The sequence below is a fragment of the Stenotrophomonas maltophilia group sp. Smal17 genome, from assembly GCF_030237045.1.
GTDB lineage: Bacteria > Pseudomonadota > Gammaproteobacteria > Xanthomonadales > Xanthomonadaceae > Stenotrophomonas > Stenotrophomonas forensis.
In genome coordinates, this window is record NZ_JASJSU010000038.1 from 21,265 (window position 1) to 43,338 (window position 22,074).

Sequence of the window (22,074 nt, forward strand, 5' to 3'; positions counted from 1 at the left end):
GCGCACCCGCGCGGGCCGATTTTTCCCCGTGTTGTTAAGGAGCTTCAATGAACCGCATCTATCGACGTATCTGGAATGCCGCCCGGCAGTGCTGGGTAGTGGCCAGTGAGCTGAGCTCGCCGCGCGGCAAGCCCGCGCAGACGCGGGTGCTGATGTCCGCACTTCTGCTGACGACGGCAGGTGGGGCCTTTGCGGCCAGTGAAACGGATGACCTGGAGCTGGCTTCGGAATCCAGTGCCGGAACGTTGCGGGTTCAGAAGGAGTTGATCCCCCTGTTGTCCTTCGCGGCGCCGAACTCTGTCGCATCGGCCATCGCACCGCGCGGGAGGTACGATCAGATGGCGATTGTAATGAGCGGAAACTACGCCGATGCACGTGTCAGCGGCGCTGATGTTCTGGCACTTGGCTCGCGCGCACAGATCTACGGCACCGAATCCACTGGTTTGGGTAACTACGCAGAAACCAGCGGCGGCTACGCTACTGCCGTAGGGCACTTCGCCAGGGCGTTTGGTGGGCATGGCACCGCCCTTGGTACCAAAGCGTACGCCAGCGGAAAAGGGTCAACCGCGCTTGGTCATGATGCGCAGGCAACTTCAGGTAATGCGCTTGCGATCGGCAGCGGTGCGCGCGCCACCTACTCGGAGTCTGTCGCCATCGGCGCAAACTCGGTTACCTACGCGTCCAGGTCCGTATCGGTGGGCTCCCGGGGCTACGAGCGAAGGATCATGAATGTCGGCGAAGGCGTCGAGGGTACCGACGCGGTGAACGTCAACCAATGGTCAATCACAAACCGTAACGTCGCGACCGTGGAGGGTATTGCCAATACTGCGCGATACACCGCAAACAACGCGCAGACAACCGCCAGCAATGCGCAGACAACGGCCAATACTGCGAAGAGCTACGCGGATAGCGCGCTCGCGAAGGCCAACGTACGCGAAGGGCTGCTCAATCAGACGTCGAGTAGTAGCACGGTCCGCCTCGGTGGAAGCAACAGCGGTGCGCTTCTCGATATCCGCAACAGCAGTGGGGGCAGTCGACGCATTACCGGCGTGGCAGATGGCCAGGTGACCACCAGCAGCCTTGAGGCAGTCAATGGCCGCCAGTTGTATGCGACCGATCGCCTCGCTACCCGCGGTGACGCAACGGCGACCGCGGCAATGCGCAAGGCTGACGCGACAACCGCTCAGTTGAGTGGCGTGTCGCTGGCGCTGGGGCAGACCGCGACGGCCAGCAGCAGTTACGGAACAGCGCTGGGGGCGAGCACCAATGCAGGTGAGTATGCAGTAGCTGTGGGTTACCAGGCATTGGCCAAGGCGAAGAACGCGGTTGCGCTGGGCTATCGCTCGGACGCATCTGCGGCGAACAGTATTGCGTTGGGTGAGTACAGCCGGGCGTACGGTGGCTCCAGCATTGCCGTGGGCAACTCGTCCCAGGCCGGTGGTGCCGGCGCTGCCAGCTTTGGATTCGGGGCAAACGCAAGCGCAGACAACTCGTTGGCGTTTGGCGGCCTCGCCAAGGCCTCTCACACTGGTTCCGTTGCCTTGGGCAATGATTCCATCACCACCGGCATCAATCAGGTATCTGTTGGCAATGCGAGCGTGCAACGCAAGATCGTGAACATAGCTGATGGCCTCGTCGCCAAGGGCAGCAGCGAGGCGGTGACCGGTAACCAGCTGTTCGATACCAACACCACTGCGCAGGGCGCTAAGGTAGCGGCGGATGCTGCACTGTCCCAGGTCAAGGCCTCATCCTACCTATTGGCTAATGGTACGGTCGGTAGCGATACAACCAAGGCAAAGGCAACCGGCACGGGTGCGCTGGCCAGCGGCATCTACACCGAGGCCAGCGGCACGGCTGCAACCGCGATGGGCCGTACGGCCAAAGCACTGGCGGAGGGAGCCATCGCCATCGGCGACCGCGCCGGCGTCGAATCTGTTACCTCCAAGCACAGCATCGCCATCGGAACCATGGCTAAGACCGGACCGCAGGAGGATCTGCTGGCCATTGGTCGCAATGCCAATGCCTCCGGCGGGGTCGGGGCGATGGCCCTGGGTTATGGCAGCACCGCCAGCCATCTGCGCTCGGTTGCGCTTGGCTCGGGTTCCACGACCAGTGCTCAGGACCAGGTGTCGGTGGGTAGCACCAGCATCAAGCGGAAGATCGTCAATGTGGCCACTGGCAGCGTTACCTCGACCAGTAATGAGGCTGTGACCGGTGCGCAGCTCTTCACCACGGACAAGCTTGCACGCGATGCGCAGACCGGTGCCAGCAGTGCGCTTTCCAAGGCAGTGACATTGGAGGGATTGATCAAGCAGGTCAGCGTCGGCGGTGATATTCGCATGGGTTCGGAAAACAGCGGAACTGTTCTAGATGTACGGAACAAGAACGACGGCAAGCGAAAGATCAGTGGGGTGGCCGATGGTGATCTGAGCGTGAACAGCAGCGATGCAGTGAACGGTGCACAGCTGGATGCAACAAATGGTCGTGTAGCTAGCGCTCAGCTTGCGATCTCGGATGCTGTAATGCGCTTGGGTGGTCTTGAAGATGCGAATAGGCATATCGCAATCGGTGCACCTCTGGATGATGAGTTGGCGAAGGCCGGTCGTCTTGGCATCGCGCTTGGTGATTCTGCGGTTGCTGCGCCGAGCAAGGACGGCGCCGTTGCCCTCGGCAGCTATTCACGTGCACTGGGGGAGAACTCGGTGGCATTGGGGCGTGCATCTTGGGTTCACGATGCAGCCGATGGTGGTTTTGCCTTGGGAACAGGATCTGTTGTGGAAGAACGCGGCGGACTTGCGCTCGGTACTTCAAGTGCCGTTAAAAGGGGCGCGCTGAATGCGGTATCCATCGGTGACGGATCCATTGCACTTGAGAGCTTGACGGTATCCTTTGGTGACGGTGTGCTCCAACGCCGCCTCACCAACATCGCCCGCGGCACCGCCGACCACAACGCCACCACCGTCGGCCAGTTGAACGAAAGCCTCGCCACCCTCGGCGGCGGTGCCAAGCTGGACGCCAACGGCAACGTGACGGCCCCCACCTACAGAGTCCAGAACACCGACCAGCGCACCGTAGGCGGCGCACTGGCCATCCTCGATGGCGCCGTCCTCCGTACCACCTCCCGCGTCGACGGCATGGAAGGCCAGCTCCGTTCCATCTTCCAGGACACCGCCACCGCCCGTGCCGATGGCTTCAACCAGCTCACCCTCGCCGGTGCGCAGGGCATGGTCATCTCCAACGTGGCCAACGGCCTGATCGCCGCAGGCAGCCGAGAGGCGGTCAACGGCGGCCAGCTGCACGCGGTGCAGCGGCAGCTCAACGGCCGCATCGATGGCCTGGAACAGCGCGTAGAGGGCCAGGGCCCGGCGCCGCAGTCGCGTGCCATGGCGCTGGCATCCACCGAGCAGGAGGCAGCGGCACCCACGCCGCCCGCCACGCAGGACGACAAGGTCGTCGCCGATACCGGCAACGCACCGAAGTCCTCGCCCGCGCCGCAGCCGAAGGCCGAATCGCCCGAATCACCCAAGCCGCAGGTCGACACCGCCGAGCTGGAGAAGATGCTGGCCCGCGCCAACGACTATAGCGATGGCATCGCCCGCGAAGTGGATGCGCGCTTGAACAAGATGGACAAGCGATTCAACCGCATGGCGGCGATGAGCAGCGCGCAGACCGCGATGGCGATGAACACCGCCGGCCTGGCCACCTACAACCGCCTCGGTGCGGGCGTGGGCTATGCCGAGGGCGAATCGGCGATGGCGGTGGGTTACCAGCGCGTGTTGAACGACAAGGGCTCGGCCACCTTCAGCCTCAATGGTGCGTTCACCAACAGCGGTGAGCGCAGCGTGGGCGTGGGTGTGGGTATCGGCTGGTAAGCCATGGAGCCCCGGCGTGGTGCGCGTAGCGAGCCCTGCCGCGCCGGGGCGCTTGCCGAGGAGAAGGCGATGTACGGATGGGTACGCCAGTTCATCAACTATCGCAGCTTCTACCTGTGGCGTGCGCGCTATCGGTACTACACGCGCAATGTGGACGGCTGGATGCTGTCCAGCGCGCTGTGCCTGGCGTGCATGGCGATGGTGCTGTGGTACTACTGGCGGGTAGCGAGCGTGCCGCCCCCACGCGTGCATCCCGAAGCGGCAGCGCTGCGCGTGGAGAACATCACCCATGAGGCCATCCGCCGCATCGTGCGGGTACGGCACGGCGGCAGCATGCCTGGCGAGATGTTCAGCACGCCCGAAGAGGTCCGCGCCGGCACACTGCGCACGCTGCAGGTGCGGCAGCTGCTGGACAGTGCGGAGGCGTGGCAACTGAAGGCCCACCTGCTGGCCGACATGGCCGACTACATCACCGCCACCGGAAGCTGCTTCCCCTACGAGTGCTGGCGGGTGACGCATCGCCTGGAGCTGCTGCGGACGGCGCAGGCGGAGAATACGGCGATCAACGAGGCACTGGCGTCGGTGCTGGTCGAGCCGTTGGACAGGATGCCGAACCTCGATGGCGGTGAGCGCACGCGCGTGCAGAGCGCCTGGTCCGATACGTTCGGCGATGCCTACAACCACACCTGGTTGCTGGGGGATCTGCAGGCCATGCACGCACGGATGATGCTGGAATACCCGCAACGCGCGGGCGCACCGTGGCTGGCGCGCTTGCTGACCGGGGATGCGGAAGAGCCGCACCTGTACCCCCTGTAGCGCCGAGCCGTGCCCGGCTGCCTTGCGGTCTGGTACGCGGATATCCGAAGCAATGTGCGGACCGACGGTCCGCACCCACCATACGGCGTCGGCTGCTGCCGCTAACCTGGTCCGCCGATGTAGGCGGTGATCTCGGCCTCGGCCAGCACCTGCCGCAGCTGTGCCACGGAGGCACGCCGCATCGGCTTCTCGTCCACCGGCGACAGTGGCGCCTGGCGCAGGGCGTCATAGGGCAGCACTGCCAGGTCGAAGGTCAGCTCTTCGGCACTGAACACCCAGACCGGCACATCGAGGCTGCGCTCGCGGTCCATGCGCAGGCGGCGCGTGCGCGATTCGGCGGGAATGCCGTGCTCGTCCAGGAAGCGGTGCACGGCCTCCGGGTCGTCGCTGTGCAGGTGCAGCTGCACGGGGCTGTTGGCGTCGGCGGTGCCTTCCAGCACCGGGCCGGCCAGGCGCGGGGCGAAGCCGTGCAGGAACTCCAGGGCGCGCATCGCGGCTTCGCGGCGGCGCTGCAGTTCGTTGCCATGCTGCGGCCCTGAGAACAGCCGCTGGTACTCGCGCAGGGCGTCCTCGATCTCGGTGTTGCGGGGCAGGGAGGCATCGTCGTGGATGCCGAGGCGGCTGGCGGCCTTCAACTTGGCCTGGTGGTAGTCGCGGATGCCGCCTTCGGCCATCAGGCGGGCGGCTTCGTGGGCGAGGCGGTGACGCCGCTCGCGGGTCTGGCTGGCAGCATGCTGGCGTGCGCGATGCATGCGATGACTCCTGTTGCGACCTGGCTACAGACTAGCGCACGGATGTGACATCTGCGTGGGGGCGGACATTGGTAGCGGCCAACCTTGGTTGGCCATCATTGCGAGTGCCAACCAAGGTTGGCACCCACCAACGCTCTGGTAGGTGCCGACCTTGGTCGGCACGGGGCGCCAACCAAGGTTGGCAGCTACCAGGGGCGGCATCTGTGCCAACCCAAGGTTGGCACCCACCCGGACCCTTCCTCAGAAGATATCGAACGCGGCGGCGTCGGCCTGCGGCGTATTGAGGTTCAGGTCGTAGTCGGTCAGGCGGTCCATGTCCTCCACCTTCACCCATTCGGTCGCGCCGTTGAGGGTGGCCTGGACCATGCCGCTGGGCGGGTCGTTCTGCGCGATCGGGGTGTCCTTCAGCGCGGTGCGCATGTAGTCGATCCAGATCGGCAGGGCGGCCTTGCCACCGTATTCGCGGTAACCCAGCGAGCGGAAGTCGTCGCGGCCGACCCACACGGTGGTCACGTACGGGCCGCCGAAACCGGAGAACCAGGCGTCGCGGTGGTCGTTGGTGGAGCCGGTCTTGCCGCCCACGTCCTCGCGGCCGAGCACCTTGGCCTGGACGCCGGTACCGCGCTGGACCACGTCGCGCATCATCGACACCAGCTGGTAGGCGGTGCGGGCGTCGATCGCGCGCGGGGCGGTGCGGGCATCGGGGTTGGCCGGTACGGCAGCGGTTTCGGTCTTGGCTTCGGCCTTGGCTGCCGCAGCGGGGTCCACCTTCGGCGCCGGGGCACCGAAGTTGAAGCCGTCCACGACCTGGTTGACCGGCTGGTCGCTGCTGCCGGCGCACTCGCGGCAGGCCAGCGCCGGGTTTTCCTTGAACACCAGGTTGCCGTCGCGGTCGTTGACCTGGTCGATCAGCCAGGTGTCCACGCGCGAGCCGCCATTGGCGAACACGGCGTAGCCACGGGCCACCGACAGCGGGGTGAGCGAGGCGGTGCCCAGCGACATCGACAGGTTCGGCGGCAGTTCCGATTCGGCGAAACCAAATTCGCTGATGTATTTGCGCGCGTAGTCCACGCCCATGCCGTCAAGCAGGCGCACCGAGACCAGGTTGCGCGACTGCACCAGCGCTTCGCGCAGGCGCATCGGGCCACGGAAGCCGCCGCCGTCGTTCTGGGGCGCCCAGGTCTTGCCGCGGCGGTCGCGGAACACGACCGGGGCGTCGAGCACGATCGAGGCCGGGTTGTAGCCCTTGTCGAAGGCGGCCGCGTAGACGAACGGCTTGAAGCTCGAGCCCGGCTGGCGACGGGCCTGGGTGGCGCGGTTGAACTTGTTGCCGGAGAAGCTGAAGCCACCGACCAGTGCCTTCAACGCGCCGTTGTGGGCATCCAGCGAGACCAGCGCGGACTGGCCGCGCGGCAGCTGGTCCAGCAGCCACTCACCGTCCTTGGCGCCGGCGCGCACGCGCACGATGTCGCCGCGCTGCACCAGCTTGCCCGGGGTCTTGTTGGTCCACTTGGCGGCGCCGGCCGGCAGCACGATCTCGCTGCGGTTGGCCAGCACCACGGTGGCGCTGCCGTCGGCGCCGGTGCTGGCAACGATGGCCGGCAGCAGGCCGGACTGGCCGAACATGCCGCGCAGGTGCTCGGCGAGGGCGGCGGCATCTTCGCCGGCCCCCACCTGGACCTGCTTCTCCACGCCGTGCCAGCCGTGGCGGTGGTCGTACAGCAGCAGGCCATCGCGGACGGCCAGGTTGGCGGCAGTCTGCAGGGTCGAGTCGATGGTGGTGGTGACGCGGTAACCCTTGTTGACCACATCGCCGCCGAAGCGGGCGATCATTTCCTGGCGCACCAGTTCGGCCACGTAGGGGGCATCGACCTGCACCGGCGGCTCATGCGCGCTGGCATGCATCGGCACCGCCTTGGCGGCGTCGGCCTCGGCCTGGGTGACGAACTTCAGGTCGGCCATGCGCTGCAGCACGTAGTTGTCGCGGCGCTGGCGGGCACGTTCCGGGTTGGAGATCGGGTTGCCGGAAGAGGGGAACTTGGGGATGCCGGCCAGCGAGGCCATCTCGTCCAGGTTCAGTTCGCCCAGCTTCTTCCCGTAATAGAACTCGGCGGCGGCGGCCACGCCGTAGGCGCGGTTGCCGAAGAAACTCTTGTTCAGGTACAGCTCGAAGATCTCGTCCTTGCTCAGTTCGGACTCGATCTTCCGCGCCAGCAGGATCTCGGCCAGCTTGCGGGTATAGCTGTACTCGGAGCTGAGGAAGAACTGGCGGGCGACCTGCTGGGTGATGGTCGAACCACCCGGCACGCGCTTGTCGTTGGTGGTGGCCAGCAGCCACACCGCGCGGCCGATGCCCATGTAGTCCACGCCGCCATGCTCGTAGAAGCGGGCATCCTCGGTGGCCAGGAACGCCTGCTTCAGGCGCTCGGGCACGTCCTTCATGGTGACCGGGGTCCGGCGGGTCTCGCCGAACACCGCCATCAGCTTGCCGTCGGCGGCATAGACGTACATGGGCTCCTGCATCTCCACGTCGCGCAGGGTCTGCACGTCGGGAAGCTTGGAGGATACGGCGTAGTACAGACCGCCCACGGCGGCCGCGCCGATCAGCGCCAGGACCAGGACAATCAGGAAGATCCAGCGCAGCCAGCGGCGGAGTCGAGTCATCGGGTTCAGATTCCGATTGCGAATTTCGTGGTCGCAGAGTATAGATTACGCAAGGTGGCGGCTGGGGTCGGCACTGGGGAGCGCAAGGGGAACTGCCAGGGGCTGCAATGTGAATCCGTGAGGGACTTCACAGCAGGGTCGTTGCCATTTGCTAAGAATACGTTATTAATGCTCGGACGCAGGTCTTGTGTCCAAGTGCCCGTCGGCAGGGGAGAAACCGTGGGGCTCATCCCAAAAAGTCAGTCGCCGCTTGTAGGCGTCGACATCAGTTCGACTGCGGTAAAGCTTTTGCAGCTGTCCCGCAGCGGCAATCGTTTCCGTGTGGAACACTATGCTGTGGAACCACTTCCGCCGAATGCGGTGGTGGAGAAGAACATCGTGGAGGTGGAAGCGGTCGGTGAGGCCATCCGCCGGGCGATGAACCGTTCAGGCAGCAAGGCCAAGCTGGCCGCTGCCGCCGTCGCCGGGTCGGCGGTGATCACCAAGGTGATCCCGATGCCGGCCGAGCTCGACGAAAACGACATGGAAGCCCAGATCGAGCTGGAAGCGGTCAACTACATTCCGTATCCGATCGAGGAAGTGAACCTGGACTTCGAGGTGATCGGGGCGATCCCGAACAACCCCGAGATGGTGCAGGTACTGCTGGCGGCGTCGCGTTCGGAGAATGTGGAGCTGCGCCAGTCGGCGCTGGAGCTCGGTGGCCTGCAGGCCAAGGTGATGGACGTGGAGGCCTTTGCGGTCGAGAACGCCTACGCCCTGGTCGCCAGCGAGCTGCCGGTGTCCATCGACGGTGTCGTCGCGCTGGTCGACATCGGCGCGACCATGACCACCCTCAATGTCCTGCGCGGCGGCCGCAGCCTGTACAGCCGCGAACAGGTGTTCGGTGGCAAGCAGCTGACCGACGAGATCATGCGCCGCTACGGCCTGAGCTACGAGGAAGCCGGCCTGGCCAAGCGCCAGGGCGGGTTGCCGGAAAGCTACGAGATGGAAGTGCTGGAGCCGTTCAAGGAAGCGACGGTGCAGCAGATCAGCCGCCTGCTGCAGTTCTTCTATGCAGGCAGTGAGTTCAACCGCGTCGATCACATCGTGCTGGCCGGCGGCTGTGCCGTGCTGGGTGGCCTGCCGGAGATGGTCGAAGAACAGCTGGGCGTGCCGACCGTGGTCGCCAACCCGCTGGCACAGATGACCCTGGGCCCGAAGGTGAACGCGCATGCGCTGGCCCAGGATGCCCCTGCGCTGATGATCGCCACCGGTCTGGCGCTGAGGAGCTTCGACTGATGGCACGCATCAATCTATTGCCCTGGCGCGCCGAGCGGCGCAAGCAACGCCAGCGCGAGTTCTACGCAATGCTGGGCATGGCCGCGATCGGTGGCCTGCTGCTGTCGCTGCTGATCTGGTTCTACTACGACCGCCAGGTGAGCGGCCAGATGGATCGCAATGCCTATCTGTCGGCCGAGATCGAGAAGGTCAAGGAACAGAACAAGGAGATCGACCGCCTCGATGCGCAGAAGGAACGCCTGCTGGCACGCAAGAAGGTGATCGAGGAACTGCAGGCCAAGCGCTCGCAGATGGTCCATCTGTTCGATGCGCTGGTGCGTACGATTCCCGATGGCGTGGTGCTGACCGCGCTGAAGCAGGAAGGCGACGTGCTGACCCTGGAAGGCCGTACCCAGTCCAACGCCCGTGTTTCGGCCTACATGCGCAACCTGGACACCTCCGGCTGGATGACCAATCCGGAGCTGTCGATCATCGAGGCACGCGAGCCGGAGAAGGACAAGGACGGCAAGACCGGTCCGGTTACCGACATCAAGGCACTGCCGTACGTGTTCGTGGTCAAGGTGAAGCTGCCGGCACAGAGCGAAGAGGTTGCGGCGACGCCGGGCCTGAACGCGGATGGCACGGTTGTGTCGGCACCGCCGGCTGCGGTGGCCCCGCTTGCCGCAGGTCCGGACGCTGCCACGCCTGCCGCCCCGGCTGCGGCTCCGGCCGCGAATGCACCGGCACCGGCCCCGGCGGCTCCGGCCGCGAATGCACCGGCACCGGCCCCGGCGGCACCTGCCGCAGCGCCGGCGGCTGCACCGGCCGCTGCACCGGCCAAGCCGAACCAGCCTGCAGCGCCGGCTGCCAAGCCGGCGCCGAAGCCTGAGGGAAGCCGCCTGGCGCAGCCGCCGCAGGCCTTCATCGCGCCGCTGCAGGGGGACCGCGCATGAGCCAGAAGATCGATCTGAAGAACCTCGATTTCAACGACATCGGCAACTGGCCGCAGAAGGCCAAGATCGTCTTCTGCTCGGTGCTGGCGCTGGTGATCATGTTCCTGGCGTGGATGCTGCTGATCAGCGGCAAGCGCGAGGAGCTTGCTGGCCTGGAATCGAAGGAAGTCGAGCTGCGTTCCGAGTTCACCAAGCAGCAGGAACGCGCGGTGAACCTGGCCCCGCTGAAGCAGCAGCTGGCGCAGATGGAGCAGGTGCTGCAGCAGATGCTGCGGCAGCTGCCGAGCAAGACGGAAATGCCCGACCTGATCATCGACATCTCGCAGACCGCGTTGTCCAGCGGCCTGGCCAACGAGCTGTTCGAGCCCGAGCAGGAGCAGGTCAAGGAGTTCTACGCCGAGAAGCCGATCAAGCTGCGGATGGTGGGCAGCTACCACCAGTTCGGCGCGTTCGTCAGTGGCGTGGCGTCGCTGCCGCGGGTGGTGATCCTGACCATGCACGACATCAACCTCAAGCCCAAGGACAAGTCCAAGGGCAACGTCCGTAGCGGTGCGCTGGAGTTGTCCGGCACGGTCAAGACCTATCGCTACCTGGACGAGACCGAAGTGCAGGCGCAGCAGGCTGCTGCCGATGCCGAGGCGAAGAAGAAGGGCAAGGGGGGCAAGAAGTGATGCGCACGTACATCGCACGCGGTGCAATGGCGTTGGCGGTCCTGTTGCTGGCCGCCTGCGGCCGCGGCGTGACCAGCACGCCCGGCGACGCCCCCAACCTGGAAAAGTGGGTGGAAGGCGAGCGGGCTCGGCCGGCGCAGCCGCTGGAGCCGCTGCCGGTGATGCAGCAGTTCGAGACCTTCGAGTATTCGGCGCAGGGCATGCGTGACCCGTTCACCGACGCCTGGACCAATCCGCAGCAGGGGAATGGCGGATTGCGTCCGGATCCGAACCGGCGCAAGGAGCCGCTGGAAGGCTTCCCGCTGGACGCACTGGACATGGTCGGCACCATCGGCACGGGTGCGGGCGTCGTCGCGCTGGTGATGGGGCCGGACAAGGTGACCTACCGGGTGCGCCCGGGCGGTTACCTGGGACAGAGCGACGGGCGGATCACGGCGGTCTTCGAAGACCGCGTGGAGCTGATCGAACTGGTGCCGGATGGTGCGGGCGGCTGGCTGGAACGGCCGGCAACGCTCTCGCTTGAAGATCAATGATCGTTTACTGGGGATAGCACGATGACCTTTCACCAAGCCAAGGGGCTGCGTCCCATCCGGCGCTCTACCTTGAACCGTGTCAGCGCGTTGGGAGTCGCGCTGATGCTGGCCTGCGCTCCGGCGCTGGCTGCCACGCCGGCGGAAAAGCCGGCCGGCGCCACCGTGGCTGCGGCCGTCGCACCGACAGGCCTGTCGGTGGCGAAGATTGATTTCAAGCGCGGCGATGATGGTGCCGGTCGCCTGATCGTCCAGTTCGACGGGCAGGGTGCGGTGCCGGACCTGCGCACGCAGGGCAACAGCGTGGTGGTCGATGTCGGCAACGCCCGGCTGCCGGCCAACCTGCAGAGGCCGATGAACGTCACCGACTTCGCAACGCCGGTGCAGCGCATCGACGCCAAGCCCTCCGGCGCGGGTACCCAGCTGGTCCTGAGCACCGGCGGTGCGGTGGATTCGCTGGCCTACCAGAGCGGCAACGAATACGTGGTCGAGATCAGCCCGCGTCAGGCGCCGGCGGCAGTCGGTGCGGTCACTGCGGGCAGCGTTGCGCAGGCCGCCAAGGCCGTGGGCCAGCGCGGTTTCACCGGCAAGCCGGTGACCTTCAACTTCCAGGACGTGCCGGTGCGCACCGTGCTGCAGTTGATCGCCGAAGAATCCAACCTCAACGTGGTGGCGTCCGATTCGGTGCAGGGCAATGTGACCCTGCGTCTGGTCAACGTGCCGTGGGACCAGGCGCTGGACATCGTGCTGCGGGCCAAGGGCCTGGACAAGCGTCGCGACGGCAGCGTGATCTGGGTTGCGCCGCAGGCCGAGCTGGCCAAGTTCGAGCAGGAGAAGGAAGACGCGCGCATCGCCATCGAGAACCGCGAAGACCTGGTTACCGATTACGTGCAGATCAACTACCACAGCGCCACGCAGATCTTCAAGGCACTGACCGAGGCCAAGGGTATCGGCGGTGGCGGCGGCAACGGCAGCAGCGGTGGTTCGGCGTCGCAGGAAGACAGTGGCTTCCTGTCCTCGCGTGGCCGCATCGTGGCCGACGAACGCACCAATACGCTGATGATCAGCGACATCCCGAAGAAGATCGCGCGCATGCGTGAACTGATCGGCGTGATCGACCGGCCGGTCGACCAGGTGCTGATCGAAAGCCGTATCGTCATCGCCACCGATACGTTTGCCCGCGAGCTGGGTGCCAAGTTCGGCATCAGCGGCAGCCGCGACAACGTGTACTTCAGCGGTGACCTGGAATCCAACCGCAAGACCCGCCTGTCGCAGGCAGATACCGCGGCCGCCAATGCCAAGGCCTATCGCGATTGGGAAGCGGGTGGCAGCGTTGGACCGGCACCGGTGCCGCTGCTTCCGGCCATCACCCGTGGCCTGAACTTCAACCTGCCTGCCGCTTCGACCGCCACCCCGGGCTCGTTGGCGCTGTCGATCCTCAATGCCGGCTACCTGCTGGACGTTGAGCTGTCGGCGATGCAGGAAGAGGCCCGTGGCGAAGTGATCTCCAACCCGCGCGTGGTGACCACCAACCAGCGCGAGGCACTGATCAAGCAGGGCAAGGAAATCGGCTACGTCACCATCAGTGGTGGCGGCACCGGCGGCGTCGCCACGCCCAACGTCCAGTTCAAGGAAGTGGTGCTGGAGCTGAAGGTGACCCCGACCATCACCAACGACAACCGCGTGTTCCTCAACATGCAGTTGAAGAAGGATGAAGTGGAGCGCCTGATCCAGCTGCAGGGCTATGGCACCGTGCCGGAAATCAACCGCCGTGAAGTCAATACCGCGGTGCTGGTGGACGATGGCCAGACCGTTGTCATCGGTGGCGTGTACGAGTTCACCGACCGCAGCAGCGTGAGCAAGGTTCCGTTCCTGGGCGACGTGCCGTTCCTGGGCAACCTGTTCAAGAAGCGCGGCCGCAGCAAGGACAAGGCCGAGCTGCTGGTGTTCGTCACGCCGAAGGTGCTGCGCGTGGCCAAGCAGAACTGAGCCGGTACCACCTGTTGCAGGAAGAAGGGCCGCCTTGTGCGGCCCTTTTTCATTAGGTCCGACCCTGCGGTGCGCGAAGGGCTGTTCAGCCGTTCTTGATGTCAATCGCAGGGCACCCTGCGATGATGTCGGGAACCCGTGCCGTCCTGCGCCGGTCAAAGGCCCCCATGAACCTGCCTCCGCCGATGCCCGAAACCGTCCCGCCGTCGCCCGCGCCGGCCAGCTCCCGCCTGCACGCCGCCTTCAGCCAGCTGCGCGATGCGCTGTCAGCCGAAATCGTCGGCCAGTCTGCGCTGGTCGAGCGCCTGCTGATCGCGCTGCTGGCCGACGGCCACCTGCTGGTGGAGGGGGCGCCGGGGCTGGCCAAGACCACGGCGATCCGCGCGCTGGCAGCACGGCTGGAAACCGACTTCGCGCGCGTGCAGTTCACCCCGGACCTGCTGCCGGCCGACCTCACCGGCACCGAGATCTGGCGCCCGCAGGAAGGCCGTTTCGAGTTCGTGCCCGGCCCGATCTTCCACCCGATCCTGCTGGCCGATGAAATCAACCGTGCGCCGGCCAAGGTGCAGTCGGCGCTGCTGGAGGCGATGGGCGAACGCCAGGTCACCGTGGGACGCCACACCTACGCGCTGCCGTCGTTGTTCCTGGTGATGGCCACGCAGAACCCGATCGAGCAGGAAGGCACCTTCCCGCTGCCGGAAGCACAGCTGGATCGCTTCCTGATGCATGTGCGCATCGGCTACCCGGACCAGGCCGCCGAATCGGAAATCCTGCGGCTGGCCCGTGAGCGTGCCCGTGGCGCATTGGGCGAAGCCGCGCCGGCGCCGGAGAAGCTGTCGATGCAGGATGTGTTCGCGGCCCGTCGCGAAGTGCTGGACCTGCACATGGCGCCCGCGCTGGAACGCTACCTGATCGAACTGGTGCTGGCCTCGCGCGATCCGTCGCGCTACGACGCCGGCCTCGGTCGCCGCATCGCGTGGGGCGCAAGCCCGCGAGGTTCCATCGCGCTGGAACGCTGCGCACGTGCGCGCGCCTGGTTGGCGGGCCGCGATTTCGTCACGCCCGATGACGTGCGCGCGGTCGCCGCTGATGTGCTGCGCCATCGCGTGCTGCCCAGTTACGAAGCCACAGCCGAAGGCTGGGATGGCGAGCGGCTGGTGCAGGAGCTGCTGGCCCGGGTGCCGGCACCCTGAGCCTGCGCATGACCGATCCATCCCCGGCACCTGCATCCATGGCCAGCGAGGGCGACGGGCTGCGCCCGCAGTTGGCCGAACTGGTCGCGCTGCGTCGGCTGGCACAGCGCCCGCCGCCGCCACGCCGCGGCCGTGCCGGCAATGCCGGGCAGGCACCGTCGCCGCTGCGCGGGCGTGGCATGGAGTACGCCGAATCACGCGAGTACGTGGCCGGTGATGATGCACGGCACATCGACTGGCGGGTGACCGCGCGTACCGGCCGTGCCCACACCAAGCTGTTCCAGGCCGAGCGCGAGCGGGTCAGCCTGATCGTGGCCGACACCTCGCCGGCGCTGTATTTCGGCACCCGGGTGCGCTTCAAGTCGGTACAGGCTGCACGCGCGGGCGCCGTTGCCGCCTGGTCGGCGCAGCGTCGAGGCGACCGCGTGGGCGCGCTGCGTGGCAGCGACCGCGAGCCACCGGTCGCACCCGCAGGCGGGCCGCGCGGTGTACTGCGCGTACTCGATGCGCTCACCCGCTGGTACGCGCAGCCTCCCACCGATGATCTTGGCCTCGAGCGTGCGCTGGACCACGCCAGTCGCGTGCTGCGCCCCGGTGCGCGCATGCTGGTGCTGGCCGATCCGCAGCAGGCGGCGCGGATTGCGCCGGTACGCTGGAGCGCGCTGGCCCAGCACCATGACCTCAGCCTGATTCTGCTGGTCGATCCATTGGAACTGCAGCCGCCGTCGGCCGCGCTGCAGTTCCAGACCGCGCAGCAGCGCGTTGGACTCGACCTGCGCCGCAGCGACGTGCAGGCGCATTGGCACGCGCATTTCGTCGAGCCGCTGCAGGAACTGCGGCGCCAGCTCGGCGCACGCCGCGTCGACGTGCAGGTGCTTTCCAGCGATGCGCCCAGCGATGCGTGGCTGGCCCCGGTGCCGACCGAGGTGCCGGCATGAGCGCCAACCTGCCGCTGCGCGACGTGCAGCTGCCGCCGGCCCCGTCGTGGTGGCCACCGGCACCGGGCTATCTGATGATCGGTGCCGCGTTGCTACTGCTGCTGTTGGTTTTCGCATTCCTGTGGTGGCAGCGTCGCCGCCGTCGGCAGCGCTGGCTGCAGCAGTTCGACAGGGAGCTGGCGGCGTGCACCGACAGCGCGGCGGAACTGGCGGCGATCGCCGGCCTGCTGCGTCGTGCCGCGCGCCAGGCACGTCCGGGCAGTGAATCGTTGCGCGACGACGCATGGTGGCAACGCGTCGACCCGAAGAACACGCTGTCTGACGCACGGCGCAGCCTGCTGGCCGAGGGCGCCTATCGGCCACGCGTCGATGCCAGCGAAGTGGCCGCGGTGCGCAGCTGGTCCCGCGCGCGCTATCTGGCATTGCTGCTGGAGCGTCGGCGATGAATCTGCTGGCGAGTTACTGGCCGTGGCCGGACCTGCAGCTGGCATGGCCGCTGGCGCTGCTGGCGTTGCCGTTGCCGCTGCTGATGTACGCGTGGAAGCGTCGCGCTGACCCCGGCGCGGCGCTGCGCGTGCCGTATGCCGCCAGCGAACTGGAAGCACTGACCGGTGGTGGCCGCGTCGACGTGTCTTGGCTGCGTACCCTGCTGTTGTGGTTGGGCTGGTGCGCGCTGTGCGTTGCGCTTGCCCGTCCACAGCAACTCGGTGAGGCCATCACCCCACCGCAGCAGGGCCGGCAGATGATGCTGGCAATGGACGTGTCCGGCAGCATGGGTGAGGGCGACATGGTGCTGGGCGGACAGGCCGTGGATCGCCTCACCGCAGCCAAGGCGGTGCTGGCCGACTTCCTCGACCGCCGCGCCGGTGATCGCATCGGCCTGCTGATCTTCGGCGACCGTGCTTACACGTTGACGCCCCTTACCGCCGACCTGGCCAGTGTGCGCGACCAGCTGCGCGACAGCGTGGTCGGCCTGGCCGGTCGCGAAACCGCCATCGGTGATGCCATCGGCCTGGCGGTGAAGCGCCTGCGCAGCCAGCCCGAAGGCCAGCGCGTGCTGATCCTGCTGACCGACGGTGTCAGCAATGCCGGCGTACTGGAGCCCCTGCGCGCGGCCGAAGTTGCCCGCGCCGAGGGCGTGCGCATCCACACCGTCGCGTTTGGCGGCGACGGCAGCATGCGCGTGTTCGGCATCTCCATTTCCGCCGACCAGGATCCGGTCGACGAGGCCACATTGAAGAAGATCGCGGGCATGACCGGTGGCCAGTTCTTCCGCGCACGCGATACGGCACAGCTGGCCGGCATCTATGCCGAACTGGACCGGCTGGAGCCGATCGCCGCGAAGGGACCCAGCCTGCGCCCGCGTGAGGAACGCTATGCCTGGCCGCTGGGCCTGGCGTTGCTGCTGGGTGCGCTGGCGTGGCTGTGGCCGGAGCGTCGCCGATGATCGCGTTGGCGTCGAATCTTCCCGACTGGAATGCGCTGCATTTCCTGCGCCCGGAATGGCTGTGGGCCCTGCTGGCCCTGCCAGTGATCCTCGCGCTGGCGCTGTACCGGCAGCGGCGCAGCGATGCATGGCGGCAGGCGGTGGATCCCCACCTGCTGCCGCACCTGCTGGCGGCAGGCACGCGTCGCCGTACGCGCCTGCCGTGGGCGCTGCTGCTGGGCTGGACGCTGGCGTCGCTGGCGATGGCCGGGCCGAGCTGGCGGCAGCAGGCGCAGCCGATGTTTCAGGCCAGCGCACCGCTGCTGGTCGTGCTGGATCTGTCCAGCCGGATCACCGCCACCGACCTGCCGCCGTCGCGGCTGCTGCAGGCGCGGGCCAAGCTGGGCGAGCTGCTGCGCGCGCGCAAGGGCGGCCAGGTCGGCCTGGTGGTGTATGCGGATGACGCCTATACGGTGGCGCCGTTGACCGATGACGGCAGCAATGTCGCGCTGTATCTGGATGCCTTGTCCCCCGAGGTGATGCCGCGCGATGGACAGCGTGCCGATCGCGGTATCGACTGGGCGGCGCAGCTGATGCGGCAGGTCGCGGCGCTGCAGGGACAGGTCCTGCTGGTCACCGACCAGGCCGACGGCGAAGCCGCGCTGGCCGCAGCCCAGGCACGCAGCCTCGGCCTGCAGGTTTCGGTGCTGGGCCTGGGTACCCCGGCCGGTGCGGCCTATCGAGATGGGAGTGGCCAGATCCGCCAGGCGGCGCTGGATGAGGGCAGCCTGCGCGCCGTGGCCACCGCAGGTGGCGGGCGCTATGCACGTATCGCCGCCGATGACAGTGATCTGCGCGCGCTTGGGGTTCTGGATGCGCGCGAGGGCACAGCGGCACAGCGGCCGGGTGAAGGCAAGCAGTGGCGCGATGAAGGCTTTTGGCTGCTGCCGCCGGTCATGCTGCTGGCGCTGCTGGCCTTCCGCCGCCGCGCGGTGCTGGCTGCGGTGCTGGCCGTTGGCCTGCTGCCGTGGATGAATGACGTGCAGGCGCAGGCCCTTGCGACGCCTGCCTCGCAGCCGGCGCAGGGCACGCTGTGGAAGCGTAGCGACCAGGTGCAGCACCAGCGCTTGGCCGAAGGTGTGCAGGCCTACCGCAACGGCGACTTCGCCAATGCCCGCAAGCAGTTCGAAGGCATCGACAGCGATGCCGGCTGGTACAACCTGGCCAACGCGCTGGCGCGCCAGGGCAACTACGATGAGGCCATCGCCGCTTACGACCGCGCGCTGGCGCTGCATCCCGGCATGGCCGATGCGGTGGCCAACCGCGCTGTGGTCGATGCCGCGCGCAAGCGCAAGCCGTCGGGAGGCCAGGGCCAGGATCAGCAGAAGCCACAGCAGAGCGGCCCGCAGAAACAGCAGAACGATTCGCAGGGCAAGCAGAATCCGTCGGGCCAGCAGCCGCAGCAGGGCCAGCAGAATCCCGGCCAGGGCCAGCCGCAGTCGGGCCAGCAGGACCCGCCCAAGGCGGGTGACAACAACGCACAGTCGAAGCCTCAGCCCGGCGAGCGCGGCCGCGATGGCCAGCAGGCACCACCGCAGGTGGAAGATGCCAAGGCGCAGGCGCAGGCCGACGAGCAGCAGCGCCAGCGCATGCAGCAGGCAATGCAGCAGGCACGTGAAGGCAAGGGCGAACAGGATGGCAAGCCCGTGCCAGGCAGCGAAGGCACCACCCCGCGCCAACGCGAGGAGCAACAGGCCGTGGAGGCGTGGATGCGACGCGTACCCGATGATCCGGGGGCGCTGCTGCGGGCCAAGTTCCAGCTGGAAAACGAACGCAGGAAGAGGGAAGGGCGATGACGCGGGCGATCAACATGCATGGGCGCTGGCCCCGGCAGGTACTGGCAGCGCTGCTGCTGTGGCTGCCGCTGCTGGCCTGGGCGCAGCCGCGCGCCTGGCTGGACCGCGATCGCATTGCAATGGGCGATACGGTCACCCTCAATGTCGAGAGCGATCAGGGCGCGCCTGACTTCACGCCTCTGCGTACCGACTTCGACCTGAGCGCGCAGACCAGCAGCCGCCAGGTGGAGTGGAGCAACGGCAGCATGCAGCAGCGCAACCTGTACGGCGTGGCGCTGACGCCGCGACGCAGCGGTGCGCTGGTGGTTCCGGGCCTGCAGGTGGGCAGTGTGCGTACCGCACCGCTGACCCTGCAGGTGGACGCGGCCGCCGTGGCGGGCCCGGACAGCACTGCGATGGCCTTCATCGAGACGGTTGTCGATGACGAAACGCCGTACGTGCAGCAGAGCGTGGGCGTGGTGGTGCGGTTGTATTTTGCTTCGCAGCTGGCGTCGGGTGAACTGGTACTGGATACCCCGGCGGGCGCGTCATTGCAGCGCGTGGGCGATGACCGCACCGATGTGCGCCAGGTCAACGGGCGCCGCTACAACGTGGTCGAGCGCCGCTTCCTGCTGATCCCCGAGCGCAGCGGCGCATTGCGGTTGGCCGGTGCGCGCTTCAGCGGGCGCAGTGCCGGTGGCTTCTTCGACGACTTCTTTGGCGGGGGCGACGGCCGCATGAATGCCACCGGCGCCGACCGCACGTTGCAGGTTCAGACACAACCGGCGCAGGCGCCGCAGCCGTGGCTGCCGCTGCAGAGCCTGCAGTTGCGCTATACCAGTGCGCCGACCAGCGCCCGCACCGGTGAAGCGGCCAATGTGGTGGTCGAAGCGGTTGCCGAAGGCGCGACGCGCGCGCAGTTCACCGATCTGCCGGTGCCGGATGTCGGCGCCAATGCGCAGGTGTTCGCCGAACCAGCACAGTACGAAGAGACCTTCAACGGCAGCACGCCACGCCTGAAGATCACCCGCCGCTATTCGATCGTGCCGCGCCAGCCGGGTTCGCTGGTGGTGCCCGGCCCGCGCCTGCCCTGGTGGGATGTGCGCAGCGGCAAGGCACAGGAAGCAACGCTGCCGGACCTGACGCTGGCGGTTGCGGCGGGCAATGGCGGTGGCAATACTTCGCCGGCCCCGTTGCCGCCGATCGACACCGACGCCGCGCTGCCCGGCACCGATGGCCAGGACAGCCGCATCGCGGCCACCGACCCGCGCGCCAGCGGCGTCGCCGAGCGCCCATGGCCCTGGATGGGCGCGGCGATCGGGCTGGCGCTGCTGTGGCTGCTGACCCTGCTGTGGGGCTGGCAGCGTGGCCGTCGTCCGCGTGCAGCGGCGCCTGTCGCCGGCACGTCCGCTGTGCCGACTGTGGCGAGCGGCCGTGCCGGTTTGGCCGAACTGCGCCGCGTGCTCGATGGCGAGGGCTTCGACCAGGTGGAAGCACAGCTGTGCGCGATGGCCGGTGTCGAACGTATCGAGCAGGTCATCGCGCGTCTGGACGATCCGGAGCAGCGCCAGGTGCTGCAGGACCTGCAGCAGGCGCGCTGGGGCGGGCAGGGCGATCTGGCGGCGCTGCGTACGCGCCTGCGCGCGGCCTTCCGTGACGGACCGCACTGGTCGGCGGTTGCGGGGGCCGCTGACACTGGCCTGGCGCCGCTGTATCCACCGCGGCGAACCTGAACCGGCGCCGCTTGCGCGCTTTGTTAGAGTGCATTCATTTTTCGAGGAAACCCGCGTATGACAGCAGCTGCTGCCGACAAGAAGAAGTTGCCCCTGCACTGGAAGATGGGCATCGGCTTTGCGATCGGCCTGGTCCTGGGACTGACCGTGCATGCCCTGGGCGGCAGCGTCGAGGGTCTGCAGGGCGGTGCCAAGTGGGTAATGGACTACGTCACCACCCCGGCGTCGGGCCTGTTCCTCAACCTGATCTTCATGCTGATCGTGCCGCTGATCTTCTCGGCGCTGATCATGGGCGTGTCGGAGATGGGTGACATCCGCGCCCTCGGCCGCATCGGCTGGAAGACGCTGGCCTATACCGTGCTGCTGTCCGGCATTGCCGTGGGCATCGGCCTGGTGCTGGTCAACGTGCTCAAGCCGGGTGCCGGCGTCGACCCGCAGGTCGCTGCGATGATGCTGTCGGAGAACGCCGAGCGCAGCAAGGAGATCGTGGCCGGCATCCATGGCACGCCGAAGGGCATGGACATGCTGCTGTCGATCGTGCCGAGCAACGTGCTGCAGGCCGCGTCTGACAACGGCGCGATCCTGTCGCTGATGTTCTTCGCGTTGATGTTCGGCATCGGCATGGTGCTGACCGACAACGAGAAGGTCGCTCCGCTGCGCCGCGCCATCGAAGGCGTGTTCGAAATCTCGATGACCCTGATCAACCTGGTCATCCGCCTGGCCCCGTACGCGGTGGCCTGCTTCATGTTCAACCTGGCCGCGCTGTTCGGCTTCGAGCTGATCATCCGCCTCGGCGCCTACGTGGGCGTGGTGGTGCTGGCGTTGGGTCTGCACATGATCGTGACCTACGGCACCGCCGTGTGGCTGTCGGGCCGCTCGCCGCTGTCGTTCTTCCGCGATACCCAGGAAGCGACGGTGATGGCGTTCTCCACCGCCTCCAGCAACGCCACCCTGCCGACCGCGCTGCGCGTGGCCGACCAGATGGGCCTGCCGCAGCGCGTGTCGCGCTTCGTGCTGACCGTGGGCGCCACCGCCAACCAGAACGGCACCGCGCTGTTCGAGGGCGTGACGGTGATCTTCCTGGCCCAGTTCTTCGGCGTGGACCTGAGCATCGGCCAGCAGTTCATGGTGATGGCGGTGTGCATCCTCGGTGGCATCGGTACCGCCGGCGTGCCGTCGGGCTCGCTGCCGGTGGTGGCGATGATCTGCGCGATGGTCGGCGTGAACCCGCTGGGTATCGGCCTGATCCTGGGCGTGAACCATTTCCTGGACATGTGCCGTACCGCACTGAACGTGACCGGCGACCTGGCCCTGACCACCCTGGTGGCCAAGGGCGAGTCCCACGACGGCCCGGCGCTGGGTCCGCAGCAGGACTGAGTCCAGATTCCCGCCCCCGAACTCCGGGGGCGGTAGTGGCGGCCGCTGGCCGGCAACCTCATGATCTT

16 protein-coding genes are annotated in these 22,074 nt (G+C 67.2%); 14 read left to right on the top strand and 2 right to left on the bottom strand.

Annotated elements, in window-relative coordinates; genetic code table 11:
- Positions 1-47 precede the first annotated feature (47 nt).
- Positions 48-3,872, top strand: a complete 3,825-nt coding sequence (locus QRO93_RS11935; RefSeq protein ID WP_180879997.1) for an ESPR-type extended signal peptide-containing protein — start codon at positions 48-50, stop codon at positions 3,870-3,872.
- Between the two features lie 69 nt (positions 3,873-3,941).
- Entirely contained in the window at positions 3,942-4,688 is a 747-nt protein-coding gene (locus QRO93_RS11940) for a hypothetical protein (RefSeq protein WP_180879995.1), read from the top strand.
- Positions 4,689-4,789: 101 nt separating this feature from the next.
- Here the strand turns inward: QRO93_RS11940 and QRO93_RS11945 are convergent, their stop codons facing one another.
- Positions 4,790-5,440: a hypothetical protein gene (locus QRO93_RS11945; protein ID WP_180879993.1), complete on the bottom strand. Its 651-nt coding sequence runs from the start codon at positions 5,438-5,440 to the stop codon at positions 4,790-4,792.
- A 240-nt stretch (positions 5,441-5,680) separates the two neighbouring features.
- Complete coding sequence (locus tag QRO93_RS11950) at positions 5,681-8,104, bottom strand: penicillin-binding protein 1A (protein WP_164087638.1); 2,424 nt, start codon at positions 8,102-8,104, stop codon at positions 5,681-5,683.
- Between the two features lie 219 nt (positions 8,105-8,323).
- Between QRO93_RS11950 and QRO93_RS11955 the strand changes: the two genes are divergently transcribed.
- The 12 genes from QRO93_RS11955 (at position 8,324) to QRO93_RS12010 (ending at position 22,006) form a co-directional block, all read left to right on the top strand.
- Positions 8,324-9,382 carry a pilus assembly protein PilM gene (locus QRO93_RS11955; protein WP_005410860.1) on the top strand — a complete coding sequence of 353 codons (1,059 nt, stop codon included), beginning with the start codon at positions 8,324-8,326 and terminating at the stop codon, positions 9,380-9,382.
- The gene (locus QRO93_RS11960; RefSeq protein WP_180879991.1) at positions 9,382-10,314 is read left to right on the top strand and encodes a PilN domain-containing protein; all 933 of its coding nucleotides are present in this window, start codon (positions 9,382-9,384) and stop codon (positions 10,312-10,314) included. The genes QRO93_RS11955 and QRO93_RS11960 overlap by 1 nt, the downstream gene beginning before the upstream one ends.
- Positions 10,311-10,985 carry a type 4a pilus biogenesis protein PilO gene (locus QRO93_RS11965; protein ID WP_006465991.1) on the top strand — a complete coding sequence of 225 codons (675 nt, stop codon included), beginning with the start codon at positions 10,311-10,313 and terminating at the stop codon, positions 10,983-10,985. The genes QRO93_RS11960 and QRO93_RS11965 overlap by 4 nt, the downstream gene beginning before the upstream one ends.
- On the top strand, positions 10,985-11,518 hold the full coding sequence (locus QRO93_RS11970; protein WP_006465989.1) for a pilus assembly protein PilP: 534 nt from the start codon (positions 10,985-10,987) through the stop codon (positions 11,516-11,518). The genes QRO93_RS11965 and QRO93_RS11970 overlap by 1 nt, the downstream gene beginning before the upstream one ends.
- 21 nt (positions 11,519-11,539) lie before the next feature.
- Positions 11,540-13,504, top strand: coding sequence for a type IV pilus secretin PilQ (locus tag QRO93_RS11975; RefSeq protein WP_053450673.1), 1,965 nt, complete (start codon positions 11,540-11,542; stop codon positions 13,502-13,504).
- 167 nt (positions 13,505-13,671) lie between these two features.
- Positions 13,672-14,697, top strand: coding sequence for a MoxR family ATPase (locus tag QRO93_RS11980; RefSeq protein WP_180879989.1), 1,026 nt, complete (start codon positions 13,672-13,674; stop codon positions 14,695-14,697).
- Positions 14,698-14,705: 8 nt separating this feature from the next.
- Complete coding sequence (locus QRO93_RS11985; protein ID WP_180879986.1) at positions 14,706-15,635, top strand: DUF58 domain-containing protein; 930 nt, start codon at positions 14,706-14,708, stop codon at positions 15,633-15,635.
- Entirely contained in the window at positions 15,632-16,081 is a 450-nt protein-coding gene (locus QRO93_RS11990) for a DUF4381 family protein (RefSeq protein ID WP_180879984.1), read from the top strand. Before QRO93_RS11985 ends, QRO93_RS11990 begins: the two co-directional genes overlap by 4 nt.
- Positions 16,078-17,082 carry a VWA domain-containing protein gene (locus QRO93_RS11995; protein WP_053450669.1) on the top strand — a complete coding sequence of 335 codons (1,005 nt, stop codon included), beginning with the start codon at positions 16,078-16,080 and terminating at the stop codon, positions 17,080-17,082. The genes QRO93_RS11990 and QRO93_RS11995 overlap by 4 nt, the downstream gene beginning before the upstream one ends.
- Positions 17,079-18,917, top strand: coding sequence for a VWA domain-containing protein (locus QRO93_RS12000; RefSeq protein WP_180879982.1), 1,839 nt, complete (start codon positions 17,079-17,081; stop codon positions 18,915-18,917). Before QRO93_RS11995 ends, QRO93_RS12000 begins: the two co-directional genes overlap by 4 nt.
- A complete protein-coding gene (locus QRO93_RS12005) occupies positions 18,914-20,629 on the top strand; it encodes a BatD family protein (RefSeq protein WP_180879980.1) in 1,716 nt (571 codons plus the stop codon). Before QRO93_RS12000 ends, QRO93_RS12005 begins: the two co-directional genes overlap by 4 nt.
- A gap of 57 nt (positions 20,630-20,686) precedes the next feature.
- On the top strand, positions 20,687-22,006 hold the full coding sequence (locus QRO93_RS12010) for a dicarboxylate/amino acid:cation symporter (protein ID WP_006465816.1): 1,320 nt from the start codon (positions 20,687-20,689) through the stop codon (positions 22,004-22,006).
- Positions 22,007-22,074 lie beyond the last annotated feature (68 nt).

Coding starts and splice junctions, on each gene's coding strand:
- QRO93_RS11935 (WP_180879997.1), top strand. CDS start 48: ATGAACCGCATCTATCGACGTATCTGGAATGCCGCCCGGCAGTGCTGG.
- QRO93_RS11940 (WP_180879995.1), top strand. CDS start 3,942: ATGTACGGATGGGTACGCCAGTTCATCAACTATCGCAGCTTCTACCTG.
- QRO93_RS11945 (WP_180879993.1), bottom strand. CDS start 5,440: ATGCATCGCGCACGCCAGCATGCTGCCAGCCAGACCCGCGAGCGGCGT.
- QRO93_RS11950 (WP_164087638.1), bottom strand. CDS start 8,104: ATGACTCGACTCCGCCGCTGGCTGCGCTGGATCTTCCTGATTGTCCTG.
- QRO93_RS11960 (WP_180879991.1), top strand. CDS start 9,382: ATGGCACGCATCAATCTATTGCCCTGGCGCGCCGAGCGGCGCAAGCAA.
- QRO93_RS11965 (WP_006465991.1), top strand. CDS start 10,311: ATGAGCCAGAAGATCGATCTGAAGAACCTCGATTTCAACGACATCGGC.
- QRO93_RS11970 (WP_006465989.1), top strand. CDS start 10,985: ATGCGCACGTACATCGCACGCGGTGCAATGGCGTTGGCGGTCCTGTTG.
- QRO93_RS11975 (WP_053450673.1), top strand. CDS start 11,540: ATGACCTTTCACCAAGCCAAGGGGCTGCGTCCCATCCGGCGCTCTACC.
- QRO93_RS11980 (WP_180879989.1), top strand. CDS start 13,672: ATGAACCTGCCTCCGCCGATGCCCGAAACCGTCCCGCCGTCGCCCGCG.
- QRO93_RS11985 (WP_180879986.1), top strand. CDS start 14,706: ATGACCGATCCATCCCCGGCACCTGCATCCATGGCCAGCGAGGGCGAC.
- QRO93_RS11990 (WP_180879984.1), top strand. CDS start 15,632: ATGAGCGCCAACCTGCCGCTGCGCGACGTGCAGCTGCCGCCGGCCCCG.
- QRO93_RS11995 (WP_053450669.1), top strand. CDS start 16,078: ATGAATCTGCTGGCGAGTTACTGGCCGTGGCCGGACCTGCAGCTGGCA.
- QRO93_RS12000 (WP_180879982.1), top strand. CDS start 17,079: ATGATCGCGTTGGCGTCGAATCTTCCCGACTGGAATGCGCTGCATTTC.
- QRO93_RS12005 (WP_180879980.1), top strand. CDS start 18,914: ATGACGCGGGCGATCAACATGCATGGGCGCTGGCCCCGGCAGGTACTG.
- QRO93_RS12010 (WP_006465816.1), top strand. CDS start 20,687: ATGACAGCAGCTGCTGCCGACAAGAAGAAGTTGCCCCTGCACTGGAAG.